The 20,002-nt window shown below is 53.3% G+C and carries 16 protein-coding genes; 15 read left to right on the top strand and 1 reads right to left on the bottom strand.

Going from position 1 to position 20,002, the window contains the following annotated elements; all coding sequences use genetic code 11:
* The first annotated feature begins 76 nt into the window (after positions 1 to 76).
* The 15 genes from frr (at position 77) to AC2FCQ_RS17145 (ending at position 19,456) form a co-directional block, all read left to right on the top strand.
* Positions 77 to 634, top strand: coding sequence for a ribosome recycling factor (frr, locus tag AC2FCQ_RS17215; RefSeq protein WP_209639865.1), 558 nt, complete (start codon positions 77 to 79; stop codon positions 632 to 634).
* 157 nt (positions 635 to 791) lie between these two features.
* On the top strand, positions 792 to 1,988 hold the full coding sequence (gene ispC, locus AC2FCQ_RS17210) for a 1-deoxy-D-xylulose-5-phosphate reductoisomerase (protein WP_265556466.1): 1,197 nt from the start codon (positions 792 to 794) through the stop codon (positions 1,986 to 1,988).
* A 278-nt stretch (positions 1,989 to 2,266) separates the two neighbouring features.
* Positions 2,267 to 3,025, top strand: a complete 759-nt coding sequence (gene ispU / locus AC2FCQ_RS17205) for a (2E,6E)-farnesyl-diphosphate-specific ditrans,polycis-undecaprenyl-diphosphate synthase (RefSeq protein ID WP_209639871.1) — start codon at positions 2,267 to 2,269, stop codon at positions 3,023 to 3,025.
* A gap of 9 nt (positions 3,026 to 3,034) precedes the next feature.
* Positions 3,035 to 3,883 carry a phosphatidate cytidylyltransferase gene (gene cdsA, locus AC2FCQ_RS17200; RefSeq protein ID WP_037418841.1) on the top strand — a complete coding sequence of 283 codons (849 nt, stop codon included), beginning with the start codon at positions 3,035 to 3,037 and terminating at the stop codon, positions 3,881 to 3,883.
* 28 nt (positions 3,884 to 3,911) lie between these two features.
* The gene (gene rseP, locus AC2FCQ_RS17195) at positions 3,912 to 5,267 is read left to right on the top strand and encodes a sigma E protease regulator RseP (RefSeq protein WP_490309072.1); all 1,356 of its coding nucleotides are present in this window, start codon (positions 3,912 to 3,914) and stop codon (positions 5,265 to 5,267) included.
* A gap of 35 nt (positions 5,268 to 5,302) precedes the next feature.
* Positions 5,303 to 7,708: an outer membrane protein assembly factor BamA gene (gene bamA / locus AC2FCQ_RS17190; RefSeq protein ID WP_404760862.1), complete on the top strand. Its 2,406-nt coding sequence runs from the start codon at positions 5,303 to 5,305 to the stop codon at positions 7,706 to 7,708.
* Positions 7,709 to 7,866: 158 nt separating this feature from the next.
* Entirely contained in the window at positions 7,867 to 8,364 is a 498-nt protein-coding gene (gene skp, locus AC2FCQ_RS17185; protein ID WP_037418831.1) for a molecular chaperone Skp, read from the top strand.
* Positions 8,365 to 8,367: 3 nt separating this feature from the next.
* Positions 8,368 to 9,399 carry a UDP-3-O-(3-hydroxymyristoyl)glucosamine N-acyltransferase gene (gene lpxD / locus AC2FCQ_RS17180; RefSeq protein ID WP_404760861.1) on the top strand — a complete coding sequence of 344 codons (1,032 nt, stop codon included), beginning with the start codon at positions 8,368 to 8,370 and terminating at the stop codon, positions 9,397 to 9,399.
* 263 nt (positions 9,400 to 9,662) lie between these two features.
* Positions 9,663 to 10,118: a 3-hydroxyacyl-ACP dehydratase FabZ gene (gene fabZ, locus AC2FCQ_RS17175; protein ID WP_017893789.1), complete on the top strand. Its 456-nt coding sequence runs from the start codon at positions 9,663 to 9,665 to the stop codon at positions 10,116 to 10,118.
* A gap of 3 nt (positions 10,119 to 10,121) precedes the next feature.
* A complete protein-coding gene (gene lpxA / locus AC2FCQ_RS17170) occupies positions 10,122 to 10,910 on the top strand; it encodes an acyl-ACP--UDP-N-acetylglucosamine O-acyltransferase (protein WP_209639883.1) in 789 nt (262 codons plus the stop codon).
* A 3-nt stretch (positions 10,911 to 10,913) separates the two neighbouring features.
* The gene (lpxB, locus tag AC2FCQ_RS17165; protein WP_209639886.1) at positions 10,914 to 12,062 is read left to right on the top strand and encodes a lipid-A-disaccharide synthase; all 1,149 of its coding nucleotides are present in this window, start codon (positions 10,914 to 10,916) and stop codon (positions 12,060 to 12,062) included.
* Positions 12,059 to 12,652: a ribonuclease HII gene (gene rnhB / locus AC2FCQ_RS17160; RefSeq protein ID WP_209639888.1), complete on the top strand. Its 594-nt coding sequence runs from the start codon at positions 12,059 to 12,061 to the stop codon at positions 12,650 to 12,652. Before lpxB ends, rnhB begins: the two co-directional genes overlap by 4 nt.
* Positions 12,653 to 12,739: 87 nt before the next feature.
* Positions 12,740 to 16,228, top strand: a complete 3,489-nt coding sequence (dnaE, locus tag AC2FCQ_RS17155) for a DNA polymerase III subunit alpha (protein WP_209639891.1) — start codon at positions 12,740 to 12,742, stop codon at positions 16,226 to 16,228.
* A 12-nt stretch (positions 16,229 to 16,240) separates the two neighbouring features.
* Entirely contained in the window at positions 16,241 to 17,200 is a 960-nt protein-coding gene (gene accA, locus AC2FCQ_RS17150; RefSeq protein ID WP_037418817.1) for an acetyl-CoA carboxylase carboxyl transferase subunit alpha, read from the top strand.
* Between the two features lie 111 nt (positions 17,201 to 17,311).
* Positions 17,312 to 19,456 carry a lysine decarboxylase LdcC gene (locus tag AC2FCQ_RS17145; protein ID WP_490309071.1) on the top strand — a complete coding sequence of 715 codons (2,145 nt, stop codon included), beginning with the start codon at positions 17,312 to 17,314 and terminating at the stop codon, positions 19,454 to 19,456.
* Here the strand turns inward: AC2FCQ_RS17145 and AC2FCQ_RS17140 are convergent.
* Entirely contained in the window at positions 19,453 to 19,998 is a 546-nt protein-coding gene (locus tag AC2FCQ_RS17140; RefSeq protein ID WP_265556462.1) for a MarR family winged helix-turn-helix transcriptional regulator, read from the bottom strand. The two genes, AC2FCQ_RS17145 and AC2FCQ_RS17140, sit on opposite strands and share 4 nt — an antisense overlap.
* Positions 19,999 to 20,002 lie beyond the last annotated feature (4 nt).

Here is a 20,002-nt window from a genome sequence, read left to right as displayed (position 1 = left end):
CGCTCTCCTTGAGTAAAATTCACGGGCTATACTGTGGTATAGCCTGCCAAGTATCCAGCTTCCAAGGGTTCGCAACGTGATTAATGAAATCAGAAAAGATGCTGATTCACGCATGGAAAAAAGCGTAGAAGCATTCAAAAACCAAATCAATAAAATCCGTACCGGTCGTGCTTCTCCAAGCATCCTGGACGGCATCATGGTGGAATACTATGGTTCCGCTACGCCACTGCGTCAGTTGGCTAACGTGACCGTTGAAGACTCCCGCACCCTGGCAATCAACCTGTTTGATCGCTCTTTGGGTTCTGCGGTAGAAAAAGCCATCATGTCTTCTGACCTGGGTCTGAACCCAAGCTCAGCGGGTAGCGTGATCCGCGTTCCATTGCCTCCTTTGACCGAAGAGCGTCGTAAAGACCTGATCAAAATCGTACGCAATGAAGCAGAGCAGGGCCGTGTGGCTGTACGTAACGTTCGCCGTGACGCCAACGATAAAGTTAAAGCGCTGCTGAAAGACAAAGAAATCAGCGAAGACGAAGATCGTCGCTCACAGGACGATGTTCAGAAACTGACCGATGCGTACATCAAACTTCTGGATGCCGCGCTGGCGGATAAAGAAAAAGAGCTGATGGAATTCTAATCAGCATCGCGCAGAAAAAAAGCGTCGCCTGGGCGGCGCTTTGTTTTTTGTGGCGCAGATCCCGTTTCATCGTACTGATTGATCATGGACAAGTGGTGGCCAAGGTTACACACTGGAGCACCTCCGATCTCATCAGACAGTTATTCAGAGTGAGCTCATGAAGCAACTGACTATTCTTGGCTCTACCGGCTCAGTGGGGACAAGTACCCTGGCCGTGGTTAGGGAAAATCCCGACCGTTTCGCGATTAAAGCGCTGGTTGCCGGCCGCAATGTAGCGGTCATGGCGCAACAGTGCATGGAATTTCGTCCAGCCTATGCAGCGATGGCGGATGAAGGCGCTGCACGTGAGCTGCGCATCCTGCTGGCGGAGAACGGCATTGCCACCGAGGTGATGTCAGGTGAACAGGCTGCCTGTGAATTGGCGGCGCTGGACGATGTCGATCAGGTGACGGCGGCCATTGTTGGCGCTGCCGGGCTGCTGCCGACGTTGGCGGCCATTCGTGCTGGCAAACAGGTACTGTTGGCGAATAAAGAGTCGCTGGTGACCTGCGGACGCCTGTTCATGGATGCTGTTCAAAAGAGCCAGACGCAGTTGTTGCCGTTGGATAGCGAGCATAACGCGATTTTTCAGAGTTTGCCTGAGAGCATTCAGCGTCAGTTGGGATACTCTTCATTAGACAGTCATGGTGTTTCGCGCATCGTGCTTACCGGTTCAGGTGGCCCATTCCGTACTACGCCAATGGAACAGTTCGCCACGATGACGCCGGATCAAGCCTGCGCTCACCCTAATTGGTCGATGGGGCGCAAGATTTCGGTAGATTCCGCCACCATGATGAATAAAGGACTGGAATATATTGAGGCCCGTTGGCTGTTTAATGCCTCGGCCGAACAAATGGAAGTGATTCTGCATCCGCAGTCGGTGATCCACTCAATGGTGCGTTACGCTGATGGCAGCGTGCTGGCTCAGTTGGGTACGCCAGATATGCGTACTCCTATCGCCCATGCGATGGCATATCCGCAGCGTATCAGTTCAGGCGTAGAAGCCCTGGATTTCTGTCGTATTGGCTCACTGACCTTTGCTGAACCTGAGCGGGAGCGCTACCCCTGCCTGTATCTGGCTATTGACGCTTTTGATGCGGGTCAGGCAGCAACAACAGCGCTGAATGCAGCTAACGAAGTGGCTGTGGCGGCTTTCCTGCAGGAGCAGATTCGCTTTACCGATATTGCGGCAGTGAACCAAAAAGTGGTCGAGCGGCTATCCGTGCAGGAACCGACGTGCATTGATGCGGTCTTAGAAATAGATCGTCAGGCACGTGAGGTTGCCGTTGGATACGTTAAATCACTGCGGAACTGATACCGGCAATTATCCTATTTTGTTCGCAAATTACGCGTGCCGCAGTGGGGCCGTTTGTTCAGGCCCGGTTGAGGTGGTATAGTCTGCGCCACCTGTCAGCGGTTATACCGTTGAATTATGGCCTGATTGACATCTCGAATGCCGATGGCGCAGCAGATATTCCCTGTTGTTGCTGGGCAGACTGAAAAGCCGTGTCGGGCACACGGCTTTTTTTGCGCGTAAGGGTCTGATGTTCCGGAAGGGCAGTTGTATTTCTATTGAGGAAATAAGTACGAGTTATGTCGTCCGCAAATCAACAAGAGGCTAATCCGTCCACTCTGGGGCCACGACATGTCGCCATTATTATGGACGGCAACGGACGCTGGGCTAAACGTCAGGGTAAGTTACGTGTCTTCGGTCATAAAGCAGGGGTGAAATCGGTTCGGCGTGCTGTCAGCTTTGCCGCCAATAACCATTTAGATGCGCTCACGCTTTATGCCTTCAGCAGCGAGAACTGGAACCGTCCGGTGCAGGAAGTCTCCGCCCTAATGGAGCTTTTTGTCCGTGCCCTGGATAGCGAAGTGAAAAGCCTGCATAAACATAACGTCAGATTGCGGGTGATCGGCGACATCAGCCGTTTCAGTACGCGTTTGCAAGAGCGGATCCATCGCTCTGAGCAACTGACAGAAAATAACGATGGCCTGACGCTCAACATTGCTGCCAACTATGGCGGTCGTTGGGATATTATTCAGGGAGTAAGGGAACTGGCTGAGCAGGTGAAGGATGGTGTACTGCATCCCGATCAAATTAGCGAAGAGTTACTGGGTGAGCGGGTCTGCATGAATGACCTGTCACCGGTGGATCTGGTGATCCGCACTGGTGGTGAACATCGCATCAGTAACTTTTTGCTGTGGCAAATTGCTTATGCTGAACTTTACTTTACTGATGTACTCTGGCCTGATTTTGATGAACTTGTCTTTGAAGGTGCGCTGAATGCATTTGCACAACGCGAGCGTCGCTTCGGGGGAACAACACCTATCGGCGCCAATGCGTCCTAGGGGGAACTTTTGCTGAAGTATCGCCTCATAACTGCTCTGATTTTAATTCCGATTGTTATCGCAGCGCTGTTTTTGCTGCCGCCGGTGGGCTTTGCCCTGGTAACGCTCGTTGTGTGCATGTTAGCTGCCTGGGAGTGGGGCCAATTGGCCGGTTTTACTTCCCGCTCGCAGCGCATCTGGTTGGCGATATTGTGCGGCTTCCTGCTGGCATTAATGATGCTCAGCATCCCGGCTTATCACCAGTCGGTCCATTTGCCTCAGGTCGGTGGGCCGTTATGGCTGTCACTGGTTTGGTGGCTGGCAGCGCTGTTACTGGTTCTGTTTTATCCCGGTTCAGCAGCACTGTGGCGTAACTCACGCCCGATACGTCTGGTTTTCGGTCTGCTGACCATCGTGCCGTTCTTCTGGGGCATGCTGTCGTTGCGTCAGTTCGGCTATGAACAAAACCACTTCACCGGTGCCTGGTGGCTGCTGTATGTGATGCTGTTGGTGTGGGGCGCGGATTCCGGCGCCTATATGTTCGGCAAGTTGTTTGGCAAGCATAAACTGGCACCGAAAGTTTCCCCGGGGAAAACCTGGGAGGGGCTCATTGGTGGCCTGATCACCTCAGCCCTGATATCCTGGTTGTTTGGTCGTTACGCCCCGTTGAACGTGGTGCCGGCGACCTTACTGATTTGTTCGATAGTGGCTGCGCTGGCTTCTGTGCTGGGTGATCTTACCGAGAGCATGTTCAAACGCGAAGCGGGTATCAAAGACAGTGGTCATTTGATACCGGGTCATGGCGGTATACTGGATCGTATCGATAGCCTGACCGCAGCAGTGCCTGTATTTGCCTGCCTGATGCTGTTAGTGTTTTAATCCGTCAATGACGGGGAGTGAAGGGATTATGGTTAGCGTGCTCTGGAACTTGGTCGCATTTCTGGTTGCGCTCGGTGTGTTAATCACCGTGCACGAGTTCGGGCATTTTTGGGTTGCTCGCCGTTGCGGCGTCCGAGTAGAACGCTTCTCCATTGGTTTTGGCCGTGCTTTGTGGCGTCGTACCGATCGCCAGGGCACGGAGTATGTGATTGCCCTGATCCCGCTGGGCGGTTATGTAAAGATGCTTGATGAGCGCGTTGACTCGGTTGCACCGGAACTTCGCCATCAGGCATTTAACAACAAAACCGTTTGGCAACGTGCCGCCATCGTCAGCGCCGGCCCTATCGCCAATTTCCTGTTCGCTATCCTTGCTTACTGGCTGGTATTCATTATCGGCGTCCCCAGCTTCCGCCCTGTGATCGGTGAAATCTCACCACAATCGATCGCTGCTAACGCTGAAATTTCGCCTGGGATGGAACTTAAGTCTGTAGATGGCATCGAAACGCCTGATTGGGAATCAGTTCGTTTGGCACTGGTGACAAAGATTGGTGATGCGCAAACGGAAGTTGGCATCGCGCCATTTGGTTCTTCGCAGGTAGTCACTAAAACCCTCGATTTGCGCCAATGGAACTTTGAGCCGGACAAACAGGATCCCGTCGTTGCACTGGGTATCATTCCACGCGGCCCACAGATAGAATCTGTCCTTGCCGAAGTGCAACCGAATTCGGCTGCACAAAAGGCGGGTTTGCAAGCAGGGGACAGGATCGTTAAAGTCGATGGTCAGCTATTGGGTCGTTGGCAAACGTTGGTTAAACGGATCCACAACGGCCCAGGACAACCGCTGGCTTTAGAGATCGAAAGAAACGGCGCCCCCTTGTCTTTGACGCTGATACCGGATACAAAGCCGGTGGGAAAAGACAAAACCGTGGGATTTGCAGGCATCATTCCGAAAGTGTTGCCGCTGCCAGACGAGTATAAAACGATTCGCCAGTATGGACCTTTCCCAGCGCTGTATCAGGCTGGGGACAAGACCTGGCAGCTAATGAGCCTTACGGTCAAAATGCTGGGCAAATTAATAACCGGTGATGTAAAGCTGAACAACCTGAGTGGCCCGATTTCTATTGCACAGGGAGCAGGGGCGTCAGCTGGGGTCGGGTTTGTGTATTATCTGATGTTCCTGGCGTTGATCAGTGTCAACCTGGGTATCATCAACCTGTTCCCATTACCGGTGTTAGATGGTGGGCATCTCCTTTTCCTGGCGATAGAAAAGCTGAAGGGTGGGCCGGTTTCCGAGCGAGTACAGGACTACAGTTACCGCATTGGTTCGATCGTGTTGGTGCTTTTAATGGGTCTTGCACTTTTCAATGATTTTTCTCGTCTTTAGGGGCGAGGATAGGTTAGGAAGAACGCATAACAACGATGGCGATGAAAAAGTTGCTCATAGCGTCGCTGCTGTTTGGCAGCGCCACCGTATACGGTGCAGACGGGTTCGTAGTGAAGGATATTCATTTCGAAGGCCTGCAGCGAGTCGCCGTCGGTGCGGCGTTACTCAACATGCCGGTTCGCGTAGGCGATACCGTCACTGACGATGATATCAGTAATACCATCCGTGCCTTGTTTGCCACTGGCAACTTCGAGGACGTTCGCGTGCTGCGCGATGGTAATACGCTGATTGTTCAGGTTAAGGAACGTCCTACCATTGCCAGCATCACCTTCTCCGGCAACAAGTCGGTGAAAGATGACATGCTCAAGCAAAACCTGGAGGCCTCTGGCGTTCGGGTTGGCGAAGCGCTTGACCGCACCACGATTTCCAGCATTGAAAAAGGGTTGGAAGACTTCTACTACAGCGTCGGTAAATACAGCGCCTCGGTGAAAGCCGTTGTCACGCCGTTGCCGCGTAACCGTGTCGACCTGAAACTGGTGTTCACGGAAGGGGTTTCTGCCAAGATTCAACAAATCAACATTGTCGGCAATCATGCCTTCACCAACGATGAACTGATTTCACGCTTCCAACTGCGTGATGAGGTACCTTGGTGGAACGTGGTCGGCGATCGTAAATACCAGAAACAAAAACTGGCGGGTGACCTTGAAACCCTGCGCAGTTTCTATCTGGACCGCGGCTACGCACGCTTTAATATTGATTCGACTCAGGTCAGCCTGACGCCGGACAAAAAAGGCATTTACATCACCATCAATATCACCGAAGGCGAGCAGTACAAGCTTACCGGCGTGGTAGTGAATGGCAACCTGGCTGGCCACTCGGCAGAAGTTGCCCAGTTGACCAAAATCGAGCCAGGCGAGCTGTACAACGGCAGTAAAGTGACCAAAATGGAAGACAACGTCAAAACGATGTTGGGCCGTTATGGTTATGCCTATCCGCGTGTCTCCACTCAGCCTGAAATCAACGACGCGGATAAAACCGTGAAGCTGCACCTGAATATTGATGCAGGCAACCGCTTCTACGTGCGCCGTATCAAGTTCGAAGGTAACGACACCAGTAAAGACGCCGTATTGCGCCGTGAAATGCGCCAGATGGAAGGTGCATGGCTGGGTAATGCTCAAGTTGAACAGGGTAAAGAGCGTCTGAACCGTTTGGGTTACTTTGAAACGGTCGATGTCGAAACCCAGCGCGTCCCAGGTACTGCGGACCAGGTCGACGTCACCTACAAGGTCAAAGAGCGTAACACCGGTACCTTTAACTTCGGCGTCGGTTACGGCACCGAGAGCGGTGTTAGCTTCCAGGCGGGTGTTCAGCAGGACAACTGGCTGGGTACGGGCTATTCCGTCGGTATCAGCGGTACCAAGAACGACTACCAGACCTACACAGAGCTGTCGGTCACCAACCCGTACTTCACCGTTGACGGTGTGAGTTTGGGTGGTCGTATCTTCTACAACGACTTTAAAGCGGATGATGCGGACCTGTCCGACTATACCAACAAGAGTTACGGTATAGACGGTACCCTGGGCTTCCCGATCAACGAAAACAACTCGTTGCGTACCGGCTTGGGTTATGTGCATAACGGTCTGTCGAACATGCAGCCGCAGATTGCCATGTGGCGTTATCTGGACTCAGTGGGCCTGAACCCTAACACCACTGACCGCGCCAGCTATTCTGCCGACGACTTCACGTTGAACCTGGGTTGGACCTACAACAACCTTGACCGTGGCTATTTCCCAACCTCGGGTAACCGCACGACGCTGAATGGTAAAGTCACCATTCCAGGCTCAGATAACGAATACTACAAGTTGACGTTAGACAGCGTGCAGTACGTTCCGATCAATGACGATCGTACCTGGGTGCTGTTGGGTCGTGGCCGTCTGGGGTATGCCGACGGTATTGGCAGCAAAGAAATGCCGTTCTACGAGAACTTCTACGCCGGTGGTTCAAGCACCGTGCGTGGTTTCGGTTCCAACACCATTGGTCCAAAAGCGGCATACTACAACTCCAGCTCGTATAGCTGCAGTAACGGTACCCCGATTTGTAACTCGGACGACGCAGTGGGCGGTAACGCCATGGCGGTCGCCAGTATGGAGCTGATCACGCCAACGCCATTCATCAGTGAGAAATATGCTAACTCTGTGCGTACTTCACTGTTTATGGATGCGGGCACCGTGTGGGATACCAACTGGCAGAATACGGCTCAAACTAGCATGTATGATATTCCGGACTACAGTAAAGCGAGCAATATCCGCGTTTCTGCCGGTATCGCTTTGCAGTGGATGTCACCTTTGGGTCCGTTGGTGTTCTCTTATGCCAACCCGCTCAAGAAATACGAAGGCGACAAGTCCGAACAGTTCCAATTTAACATTGGCAAGACCTGGTAACAGGTCCCGCTTCTGGGCATAGCAGTTATTAAGAATCGCAAATGCCAGGCGCCCGTCAGAGCACAGAGAGATGATTCTCATTGTTTTGCGGGATAAGTCTGGCAGATTGTGTACTTCAGTGTCATATGACACAAATGGGTGATGGTAAGGAGTTTATAGTGAAAAAGTGGTTGTGTGCCGCAGGCCTCGGTTTAGCAATGGCTGCTTCAGCTGGCGTTCAGGCAGCAGATAAGATCGCTGTAGTTAACGTCTCCAGCATTTTCCAACAGTTGCCGGCTCGTGAAGCCGTTGCCAAACAGCTGGAAAACGAGTTCAAAGGCCGTGCGGGTGAGCTTCAGAACATGGAGCGTAGCCTTCAGACCAAAATGCAACGTTTGCAGCGTGATGGCGCGACCATGAAAGCCAGCGATCGTAGCAAGATGGAAAAGGACGTGATGGCACAGCGCGAGCAGTTCTCTCAGAAAGCACAGGCTTTTGAGCAGGACAACCGTCGCCGTCAGATGGAAGAGCGTAACAAAATCCTGAGCCGTATTCAGGACGCTGTGAAATCTGTTGCCAGCAAAGAAGGCTACGACGTAGTCATCGATGCTAACGCTGTTGCCTACGCAGGTTCTTCTAAAGACATCACTGCCGACGTGCTGAAACAGGTTAAATAACACATGCCTTCAATTCGACTGGCTGATTTAGCGCAGCAGTTGGATGCACAATTGCACGGTGATGGCGATCTCGTCATCACCGGCATTGCTTCTATGCATTCGGCACAGGCTGGCCAAATCACGTTTTTGTCAAACAGCCGCTATCAAGAGCAGCTGTCTTCCTGCCAGGCAAGTGCAGTAGTGCTTACCGAAGCGGACTTACCACACTGCCGTTCTGCGGCGCTGGTGGTTAAAAACCCTTATCTGACTTACGCGCGTATGGCGCAGCTGATGGATACGACGCCATCCCCGGCTCAGGATATCGCGCCAAGTGCGGTTATCTCCCCTGACGCCACGCTGGGACAGCATGTTGCCATAGGGGCAAATGCGGTGATCGAGTCTGGTGCAGTACTGGGTGATAACGTGGTTATCGGCCCTGGCTGTTTTATCGGCAAAAGTGCACGCATTGGCGCGGGTACGCGTCTATGGGCGAACGTTACGATTTATCATGAGGTCGAGATCGGCCAGCGCTGCTTGATCCAGTCCGGTACTGTGATTGGTGCTGACGGTTTTGGCTATGCCAACGAACGCGGCGAGTGGATTAAGATCCCTCAACTGGGCACGGTGATTATTGGCGATCGCGTCGAAATTGGCGCTTGCACCACGATTGACCGCGGCGCGTTGGATAACACCCAGATTGGGAATGGTGTTATCATCGACAACCAATGTCAGATTGCACATAACGTTGTGATTGGCGAGAATACCGCCGTCGCCGGTGGTGTGATTATGGCAGGCAGCCTGAAAATCGGGCGCTATTGCCAGATCGGCGGAGCCAGCGTGATCAACGGTCACATGGAGATCGCCGACAAAGTTGTTGTCACCGGAATGGGAATGGTTATGCGACCAATCACCGAACCTGGGGTATACTCTTCGGGCATTCCGTTACAACCCAACAAAGTGTGGCGTAAAACCGCTGCGTTGGTGATGAATATCGATGAGATTAGCAAGCGCTTAAAAGCTGTCGAACGAAAAGTCGGAAAAGACGATACCCGATAAATTGTACGCTGCATTGCGGCGGCAACTGAGCGAACCCCGGCACATAGCCAATGGGTAAGTGAAGGCAGCTAACAAAATGCAGTTTGCACGATGTAGGGTATAATCACTGCCGCCCGCCACACTGGGTACAAAACGAAACGCGTTGGTCATGAGACCAAAAGCGCAAAGAGTTGTTAATTTGCGGCCTGCATGATGATCTCCTTTTGGGGTCAGCGCAGGCCGTGTTGTTGATGCCATCAGTTTTTAGAGACAGGAAGAGTATTTTGACTACTGACACTCATACTCTGGATATTGCAGAAATTTTAGAGCTGCTTCCTCACCGTTACCCGTTCTTGCTGGTCGATCGCGTCCTCGAGTTTGAGGAGCACAAATTCCTGCGTGCGGTGAAGAACGTATCTGTAAATGAGCCGTTTTTCCAGGGACACTTCCCTGGTAAACCGATTTTTCCAGGCGTATTGATTCTGGAAGCCATGGCGCAAGCCACCGGTATCTTGGCGTTTAAAAGCGTCGGCAAACTGGAACCGGGCGAATTGTATTACTTTGCCGGTATTGACGAAGCCCGCTTCAAACGTCCGGTAGTGCCAGGCGATCAGATGATCATGGAAGTCACCTTTGAGAAAACCCGCCGTGGCTTGACGCGTTTCAAAGGCGTGGCGACGGTAGACGGCAAAATTGTCTGCGAAGCAACCATGATGTGTGCCCGCAGCCGGGAGGCATAATCCGTGATTGACGAAACCGCCTTTATCCACCCTAGCGCAATAGTTGAAGACGGCGCCATTATTGGCGCTGGCGCGCATATCGGTCCCTTCTGCTACGTCGGCTCCCAGGTGGAAATCGGCGCTGGCACGGTACTGAAGTCCCACGTTGTGGTGAACGGCATTACCAAGATTGGCCGTGATAATCAGATCTATCAGTTCGCCTCCATCGGTGAAGTGAACCAGGATCTGAAGTATGCGGGTGAACCAACACGCGTTGAAGTTGGCGACCGTAATCGCATCCGCGAAAGCGTCACCATCCATCGCGGCACTGCGCAGGGCTCAGGCCTGACCAAAGTGGGCAGCGACAACCTGTTGATGGTTAACGTGCACGTTGCGCACGACTGCGTAGTCGGCAATTCTTGCGTGCTGGCCAACAACGCCACGCTTGCGGGCCATGTTGAAGTTGACGACCATGCCATTATCGGTGGCATGACGGCGATTCATCAGTTCTGCATTATTGGCGCACACGTGATGGTTGGCGGCTGCTCCGGGGTTGCTCAGGACGTGCCTCCTTTCGTCATCGCACAAGGTAACCACGCGACACCATTCGGCGTTAACGCCGTTGGCCTGAAGCGTCGTGGTTTTGATAAGGATGAAATGCAGGCGATCCGTAATGCCTACAAGATCCTTTATCGCAGTGAAAAAACGCTGGATGAGGCGAAGACAGAAATCGAAGCCCTGGCTAAAGAACAGCCAGTGGTGCAGCAATACCTCGATTTCTTTACCCGTTCAACCCGCGGTATCATTCGCTGACCTATGCTAAATCGCCCATTGACTATCGGATTGGTCGCCGGAGAAACTTCCGGTGATATTCTTGGCGCCGGTTTGATCCGTGCGCTCAAGGCGCAGATTCCTGACGCGCGTTTTGTTGGCGTCGCGGGCCCGCTGATGCAGGCGGAAGGCTGCGAAACCTGGTACGAAATGGAAGAGCTGGCGGTAATGGGCGTGGTGGAAGTGCTCGAGCGCTTGCCACGCCTGTTAAAGATCCGCAAGGATCTTACCCGCCGGTTCAGCGACCTGAAGCCAGACGTGTTTGTCGGCATTGATGCGCCGGACTTCAATATCACGTTGGAAGGCCGCCTGAAACAGCGGGGCATCCGCACCATTCACTATGTCAGCCCGTCCGTTTGGGCCTGGCGTCAGAAGCGCGTTTTCAAAATTGGCAAAGCCACCGATCTGGTGCTGGCGTTTCTCCCTTTCGAAAAAGCGTTTTACGATCGTTTTAACGTTCCTTGCCGTTTTATTGGCCACACGATGGCCGACGCCATGCCTCTTCAACCGGACAAACTGACTGCGCGTGCAGCTTTGGGTATCGCGCCTGATGCACGTTGCCTTGCTTTGCTTCCGGGGAGCCGCGGCGCAGAAGTCGAGATGCTGAGTGCCGACTTTCTGAAGACGGCGCAGTTACTGCGTACGCGTTATCCCGATCTGGAATTGGTCGTGCCCTTGGTGAATGCCAAGCGGCGTGAGCAGTTCGAGCGTATCAAGGCTGAAGTGGCACCAGAGCTGAGGGTTCATCTGCTAAATGGTCAGGGTCGTGAGGCGATGATCGCCAGCGATGCTGCATTACTGGCCTCGGGTACTGCGGCGCTGGAATGCATGTTGGCCAAATGTCCGATGGTGGTGGGCTACCGCATGAAGCCATTTACCTTCTGGTTGGCGCAGCGGTTGGTGAAAACCCCCTATGTTTCACTGCCTAATTTATTAGCGGGCCGTGAGATCGTCACTGAACTGTTACAGCATGATTGCGTGCCGGAAAAACTGGCAGCGGCGGTGATGCCTCTGTTGGAAGACAGCCCGCAAACCGATGAACTGAAACAGACGTTCCTTACTTTGCACCACAGCATCCGTTGCGGTGCTGACGAACAGGCCGCTCAGGCTGTGTTGGAGCTGGCAAAAGCATGATTGAACCTTTCATTTATCCTGCCGCGACATTGATTGCCGGTGTGGATGAGGTCGGCCGAGGCCCATTGGTCGGGGCGGTTGTAACTGCCGCAGTGATTCTCGATCCTACCCGACCGATCCTGGGTTTGGCGGACTCGAAAAAACTCAGTGAAAAGCGCCGATTGGCGTTATATGACGAGATTATTGAGAAGGCACTGTCCTGGAGTCTGGGACGCGCCGAGCCGGATGAGATTGACGAACTTAACATTCTGCATGCCACGATGTTGGCGATGCAGCGTGCTGTTGCCGGATTGCATATCGTGCCGGACATGGTATTGATTGACGGTAACCGTTGTCCGTCATTGCCGATGCGTTCGCAGGCGGTAGTGAAGGGCGATAGCCGTGTCGCGGAAATCAGCGCGGCATCCATTCTGGCGAAAGTAACGCGTGACCACGAAATGACCGAACTGGATCGGGTATTCCCGGACTACGGTTTTGCGCAGCATAAAGGTTATCCGACCGCCTTCCATCTGGAGCGGCTGGCCGCGCTGGGTGCGACCGAGCATCATCGCCGCAGCTTTGCCCCGGTAAGAAGGGCGCTGGAGCTGTAATCTGCAGGCCCGGTAATTCGGGCCAGGCACGCGATAGAGTTAACCCGGGTATCAGTTCACTGAGCCCATAGATTCAGGTATCTGGATATGGCCGAACCTCGTTTTATTCACCTGCGCGTTCATAGTGACTATTCCATGATTGATGGATTAGCCAAGATTGGGCCGTTGGTGAAAAGAGCCGCCGCGTTAGCCATGCCTGCTTTGGCAATTACTGACTTTACTAACCTGTGTGGCCTGGTGAAGTTTTATGGCAGTGCGCACGGTGCCGGGATCAAACCGATCATCGGCGCAGATTTTCACGTGCAAAGCGACGTGCTGGGCGATGAACTTGCGCAGCTCACGGTGCTGGCTGCCAATAATGACGGTTACCAAAACCTGACGCTGTTGATCTCCCGTGCTTATCAGCGCGGTTACGGTGCTGCTGGCCCGATTATTGATCGTGACTGGCTGATTGAGCACCGTGAAGGGCTTATTCTGCTCTCTGGCGCGCGTCAGGGCGACGTCGGTAAGTTTTTACTGCGTGGTAACCAGCCGCAGGTAGAGCAATGCCTGGAGTTCTACCAGCAGTACTTCCCTGACAGCTATTATCTCGAGTTGATCCGCACCGGACGGCCAGACGAAGAAAACTATTTGCATGCCGCGGTGGCGCTGGCTACCGAGCGTGGGCTACCGGTGGTGGCCACTAACGACGTGCGTTTTCTGGTTGCGGATGACTTTGATGCCCACGAAATCCGCGTTGCCATCCATGACGGCTTTACTTTAGACGATCCCAAACGCCCACGTAACTATACGCCGCAGCAATACATGCGGAGTGAAGACGAGATGTGTGAGCTGTTTGCCGACATCCCGGAAGCGTTGCTCAATAGCGTCGAAATTGCCAAACGCTGCAATGTGACCATTCGTCTTGGTGAATACTTCCTGCCGCAGTTCCCGACCGGTGAAATGACCACCGAAGATTTCCTGATCCTTAAGTCGAAGGAAGGCTTGGAAGACCGTTTGGAGTTCCTGTTCCCCGATCCGGAAGTGCGCGCTCAGCGCCGCCCTGAATATGACGAACGTCTGGATGTTGAGCTGAAAGTGATCAACCAGATGGGCTTCCCAGGTTACTTCTTGATCGTCATGGAGTTCATTCAGTGGTCGAAAGACAATAATGTGCCGGTTGGCCCGGGCCGTGGCTCTGGTGCCGGCTCGTTAGTGGCCTATGCGCTGAAAATCACCGATCTCGACCCGTTAGAATTTGATCTGCTATTTGAACGTTTCCTTAACCCGGAACGTGTTTCGATGCCCGACTTCGACGTCGACTTTTGCATGGAAAAACGCGATCTGGTGATTGATCACGTGGCAGAAATGTACGGCCGTGAAGCGGTATCACAGATCATTACCTTCGGTACCATGGCGGCGAAAGCCGTTATTCGCGACGTGGGACGCGTGTTAGGCCACCCTTATGGCTTCGTCGACCGCATCTCCAAGCTGGTGCCACCCGATCCGGGAATGACGCTGGAAAAGGCCTTTGCTGCCGAGCCGCAGTTGCCGGAAATCTACGAGGCCGATGAAGAAGTCAAAGCGCTGATCGATATGGCGCGTAAGTTGGAAGGGGTGACACGTAACGCCGGTAAACACGCCGGGGGGGTGGTCATCGCGCCGACGAAAATCACTGACTTTGCCCCGCTGTATTGCGATGCCGAAGGTCAGCACCCGGTAACCCAGTTTGACAAGAACGACGTGGAATACGCCGGTCTGGTGAAGTTCGACTTCCTCGGCTTGCGTACTCTGACGATCATCGACTGGGCGCTGGCGATGATCAACGCTCGCCGAGCCAAAACCGGGTTGGAGCCGATCGATATCGCCGCCATTCCGTTAGAGGACAAGAAAAGCTTCGACATGCTGCAGCGTTCGGAGACCACCGCGGTCTTCCAGCTTGAATCTCGCGGCATGAAAGATCTGATCAAACGCCTGAAGCCCGACTGCTTCGAAGATATGATCGCACTGGTGGCGCTGTTCCGCCCAGGGCCGCTGCAATCAGGCATGGTTGATAACTTTATCGACCGTAAACACGGCCGTGAAGAAATATCCTACCCGGATATCCAGTGGCAACATGAGTCGCTTAAGCCTGTGTTGGAGCCGACGTACGGCATCATCCTGTATCAAGAACAGGTTATGCAGATTGCCCAGGTGCTGGCCGGTTATTCGCTGGGCGGCGCGGACATGTTGCGCCGTGCGATGGGTAAAAAGAACCCGGTAGAAATGGCCAAGCAGCGCGGCGGTTTCGAGGATGGAGCAAAATCGCGTGGTATCGACGGTGAGCTGTCGGTAAAAATCTTTGACCTGGTGGAAAAATTTGCCGGTTACGGTTTCAACAAATCACACTCCGCCGCCTATGCTTTGGTGTCATACCAAACGTTGTGGCTGAAGGCGCACTACCCAGCTGAGTTTATGGCGGCGGTAATGACTGCCGATATGGACAACACCGATAAAGTGGTGGGATTGGTGGATGAGTGCTGGCGCATGGGCCTGAAAATCCTGCCGCCGGATATCAACAGCGGGCAGTACCATTTCCACGTAAACGATGAGGGTGAGATCGTTTACGGCATCGGCGCCATCAAAGGTGTGGGTGAAGGGCCGATTGAAGCTATTCTTGAAGCACGTAACAGCGGCGAACAAGGCTACTTTAAAGACCTCTTCGATTTATGTGCACGCTCAGACATCAAAAAACTGAACCGTCGCATTCTTGAAAAGCTGATCATGTCCGGGGCATTCGACCGTCTTGGACCGCACCGTGCCGCGCTGATGAATTCATTGGGCGATGCGTTGAAAGCGGCCGATCAGCATGCCAAAGCCGAAGCTATCGGTCAGGTGGACATGTTTGGCGTATTGGCGGAAGCGCCAGAGCAAGTGGAGCAATCTTACGCTAACGTGCCCCGCTGGCAGGAGCAGGTGGTGCTGGACGGTGAACGGGAAACGTTGGGTTTGTACCTCACGGGTCACCCCATCACCCAGTACCTGAAGGAAATCGAACGCTACGCCGGTGGCCAGCGTTTGAAAGATATGCACCCGACGGATCGGGGCAAAATGACGACCGCTGTTGGGCTGGTGATTGCCTCGCGGGTTATGGTCACCAAGCGCGGTAATCGCATCGGAATTTGTACCCTGGATGACCGTTCTGGCCGTCTGGAAGTCATGTTATTCACCGATGCGTTAGAAAAATACCAGCATTTATTGGAAAAAGACCGTATCCTGATCGCCAGTGGACAGGTCAGCTTTGATGACTTTAGCGGTGGGCTTAAAATGACCGCCCGTGAGCTAATGGACATCAGTGAAGCCCGTGAAAAATACGCTCGCGGGCTTGCTATCTCGCTGACGGACAGGCAAATTGATGACCAGCTTTTGAACCGTCTCCGTCAGTCTTTGGAACCCCATCGCTCGGGGACGATTCCAGTGCATCTTTACTATCAACGGGAAGATGCGCGGGCCAAGCTGCGTTTTGGCGCAACCTGGCGCGTGACGCCAACCGACCGCTTATTGATTGATTTGCGGACTTTGGTAGGTAATGAGCAGGTGGAACTGGAATTTGACTAAAATAGGAATGCTATGAGTCTGAATTTTCTTGATTTTGAACAGCCGATTGCAGAGCTGGAAGCGAAAATTGACTCGCTGACTGCAGTCAGCCGTCAAGACGAAAAATTAGATATTAATCTGGACGAAGAGGTTCAGCGCCTTCGTGAAAAGAGCGTTGAGCTGACGCGCAAGATTTTTTCCGATCTTGGGGCTTGGCAAGTTGCCCAATTGGCACGCCACCCGCGCCGTCCTTATACCCTGGATTATATCAAACACATCTTTACCGACTTCGAAGAGTTGGCGGGCGATCGTGCCTATGCCGATGATAAAGCGATTGTAGGTGGTATTGCGCGCTTAGATGGTCGCCCGGTGATGATCATCGGTCACCAGAAAGGCCGTGAAACCAAAGAGAAAATCCGTCGCAACTTCGGTATGCCGGCACCAGAAGGTTACCGCAAAGCATTACGCCTGATGGAAATGGCCTCTCGCTTTAAGCTGCCGTTGATCACTTTCATCGACACCCCAGGTGCATACCCGGGCGTGGGCGCGGAAGAACGCGGCCAATCGGAAGCCATTGCCCATAACCTGCGTGAAATGTCCCGCCTGAACATTCCGGTGATCTGCACCGTAATTGGCGAAGGCGGCTCTGGCGGCGCATTGGCTATCGGCGTTGGTGACAAAGTGAATATGCTGCAGTACAGCACCTATTCGGTGATCTCACCGGAAGGCTGTGCATCAATCCTGTGGAAGAGCGCTGATAAAGCCCCTCTGGCTGCAGAAGCGATGGGCATTACCGCACCACGCCTGAAAGAGCTGAAACTGATTGATTCGGTGATCCCGGAGCCGTTGGGTTCTGCCCACCGCGACGTGCCTGCGATGGCTGCGACGCTGAAAGCACAGCTGCTGGCTGATCTGAAAGATCTCGATGGTTTGAACAACGAAGAGTTGCTCAACCGCCGTTATCAGCGCCTGATGAACTACGGCTATTGCTGAGTTCAGTTATGCGTTGCAAGAAACCGCCTTCGGGCGGTTTTTTTTTGGCTACACACCGCTGGATTTTCATGTTGTTATAGGGGTTTGGCGGTTAACTGACAGGAGCAGCCGATGAACATCATCGCGATCATGAGCCCAGCGGGCGTTTATTACAAAGATGAGCCGATCCGCGAGCTCCACACTGCACTGACTGCAATGGATTTCCAACTGGTGTATCCAAAAAACAGCGGTGACCTGTTGAAGTTAGTCGAGGCAAATGCGCGTATCTGCGGGGTGATCTTTGACTGGGATGATTACAGCCTGGAGTTGTGCAGCGACATCAACGAGCTGAACGAATATCTGCCGCTGTATGCCTTTATCAATACCCACTCCACTTTCGACGTTAGCCTGCACGAAATGCGTATGGCTTTGTATTTCTTTGAGTACGGGCTGAATGCGGCGGATGATATTGCACAACGCATCCAGCAATATACGGCCGAATACATTGATACCATTACGCCGCCCTTGACCAAAGCGCTGTTCAATTATGTACGAGAGGGGAAATATACCTTCTGTACGCCAGGCCATATGGCCGGTACGGCCTTCCAGAAAAGCCCGGTAGGTTGCCTGTTTTACGACTTTTTCGGTGCCAATACCCTGAAAGCCGACGTATCGATTTCTGTCACTGAACTGGGATCGTTGCTGGATCACACGGGCCCGCACCTAGAGGCTGAAGAGTATATTGCACGTACTTTTAATGCCGAACAAAGCTATCTGGTGACCAACGGCACCTCCACGGCCAATAAAATTGTCGGGATGTATTCTGCGCCAAGTGGCAGCACCGTCTTGATCGACCGGAATTGCCATAAATCGCTGTGCCATCTGTTGATGATGAGCGATATCGTGCCGATTTACCTGCGCCCACTGCGTAATGCCTATGGCATTCTTGGCGGCATCCCACGCCACGAATTCACCCATGAGAGCATTGCCGATAGGGTCGCGACGACAGCCAATGCGAGTTGGCCAGTGCATGCGGTGATCACCAACTCTACCTATGATGGGTTGTTGTACAACACCGACTACATCAAACAGACGCTGGACGTGCCCTCAATCCACTTTGACTCTGCCTGGGTGCCTTACACCAACTTCCATCCGATTTATGACGGCAAAAGCGGCATGAGTGGCGAACGTACCCCCGGTAAGGTGATATACGAAACCCAATCTACTCACAAACTGCTGGCGGCGTTTTCGCAGGCTTCGATGATTCACATTAAAGGTGACTACGATGAAAGCACCTTTAACGAAGCCTATATGATGCATACCACCACGTCACCGAATTACGGCATTGTAGCGTCGATGGAAACGGCTGCGGCGATGCTGAGAGGCAATCCAGGCCGTCGTTTGATTAACCGTTCGGTGGAGAGAGCGCTGCATTTTCGCCGCGAAGTGCAGCGGCTACGGGAAGAAAGCGATAGCTGGTTCTTTGATATCTGGCAACCGGAAGTGATCGACGAGGCGCAGTGTTGGCCGCTCAATCCGGATGATAACTGGCACGGTTTCGGCAACACCGACAGCGATCACATGTATCTCGATCCGATCAAAGTCACGATTCTGACGCCGGGCATGAACGAGCTTGGCAAGTTGGAGGAGGACGGCATACCGGCGGCTCTGGTGGCAAAATACCTGGACGAACGCGGTATCGTAGTGGAGAAAACCGGGCCTTATAACCTGCTGTTCCTGTTCAGCATCGGCATCGATAAAACCAAGGCGATGAGCTTGTTGCGCGGCCTTACCGACTTCAAGCGCGCTTATGATCTCAATCTGCGGGTGAAGAACATGCTGCCGGACTTGTTCGCGGAAGATCCGGATTTTTACCGCAATATGCGTATTCAGGATCTGGCCGCCGGGATCCACCGCTTGATTTGCCAACACGATCTGCCACGTTTGATGCAGCGGGCGTTCGACGTTCTGCCGGAAATGAAATTGACGCCACATCAGATGTTTCAACAGCAAGTGCGTGGCAACGTGGAAACCTGCGAACTGGATCAGTTGGTCGGCAAAGTGGCGGCCAATATGATTCTGCCTTACCCGCCTGGAGTGCCGCTGGTGATGCCAGGAGAGATGATTACCGAGGAGAGCCGTGCAGTGCTCGATTTCTTGCTGATGCTGTGCTCAATCGGTGAACATTATCCGGGTTTTGAAACCGATATCCACGGTGCAAAACTGGCTGAAGACGGGCGTTATTGGGTGAAGGTGCTGAAGACGCCGTTGGTCTAAGCAAACTCCCGACAGATCAGGTTCACGCTGCTTTGCGGCAGCGGTTCCTGTGTCAGGCCACAAAACGGCAGGCCGTCATGCCGTTGATGATAACGGCAACTGTGGCACTCGCCAAAGAGCGCCACATTATCGTCTTGTTTCTGCAATTGACGCAGCAACTGCGTGAGCAGTTCCAGCAACTGCCCACCTTCCTGTTGCATGGCATCCTGTGCATTTTGCAAATAGGCGGGTGGGAACAACGTCTCCATCAACATGCGTGATTTGTCTGTCAGCTTAAGCCTGACGCTCCGCCGGTCTTTCTCGTCGGCAGTACGGGCGATCATCCCGTTACTCTCCAGCTTTTTCAGCGACTGCGATACCGTGCCCTTGGTCAGGCCAAGATATTCCGCCACCGCCATCGGTGTGTTGGAGTAATGGTTACAGCGTGCCAGGTAGTACAACGCACTGAGCTGTACCGGCGGCAGGCTTTCCAGTTCTTCGTGGTTGCGCAGCCAGCTGCGCTGCAGGCTATTTAGCCTTTCCAGTAAATCAAACAGTCTCAATGTA

It is taken from the genome of Serratia sp. CoH_134_PS_4 (assembly GCF_058190535.1).
Note: the sequence above shows the minus strand (reverse complement) of the source record. Positions and strands in the feature narration are given on the sequence as shown.

Coding starts and splice junctions, on each gene's coding strand:
- rnhB (WP_209639888.1), top strand. CDS start 12,059: ATGATTGAACCTTTCATTTATCCTGCCGCGACATTGATTGCCGGTGTG.
- accA (WP_037418817.1), top strand. CDS start 16,241: ATGAGTCTGAATTTTCTTGATTTTGAACAGCCGATTGCAGAGCTGGAA.
- AC2FCQ_RS17145 (WP_490309071.1), top strand. CDS start 17,312: ATGAACATCATCGCGATCATGAGCCCAGCGGGCGTTTATTACAAAGAT.
- lpxB (WP_209639886.1), top strand. CDS start 10,914: ATGCTAAATCGCCCATTGACTATCGGATTGGTCGCCGGAGAAACTTCC.
- lpxD (WP_404760861.1), top strand. CDS start 8,368: ATGCCTTCAATTCGACTGGCTGATTTAGCGCAGCAGTTGGATGCACAA.
- ispC (WP_265556466.1), top strand. CDS start 792: ATGAAGCAACTGACTATTCTTGGCTCTACCGGCTCAGTGGGGACAAGT.
- rseP (WP_490309072.1), top strand. CDS start 3,912: ATGGTTAGCGTGCTCTGGAACTTGGTCGCATTTCTGGTTGCGCTCGGT.
- ispU (WP_209639871.1), top strand. CDS start 2,267: ATGTCGTCCGCAAATCAACAAGAGGCTAATCCGTCCACTCTGGGGCCA.
- bamA (WP_404760862.1), top strand. CDS start 5,303: ATGGCGATGAAAAAGTTGCTCATAGCGTCGCTGCTGTTTGGCAGCGCC.
- dnaE (WP_209639891.1), top strand. CDS start 12,740: ATGGCCGAACCTCGTTTTATTCACCTGCGCGTTCATAGTGACTATTCC.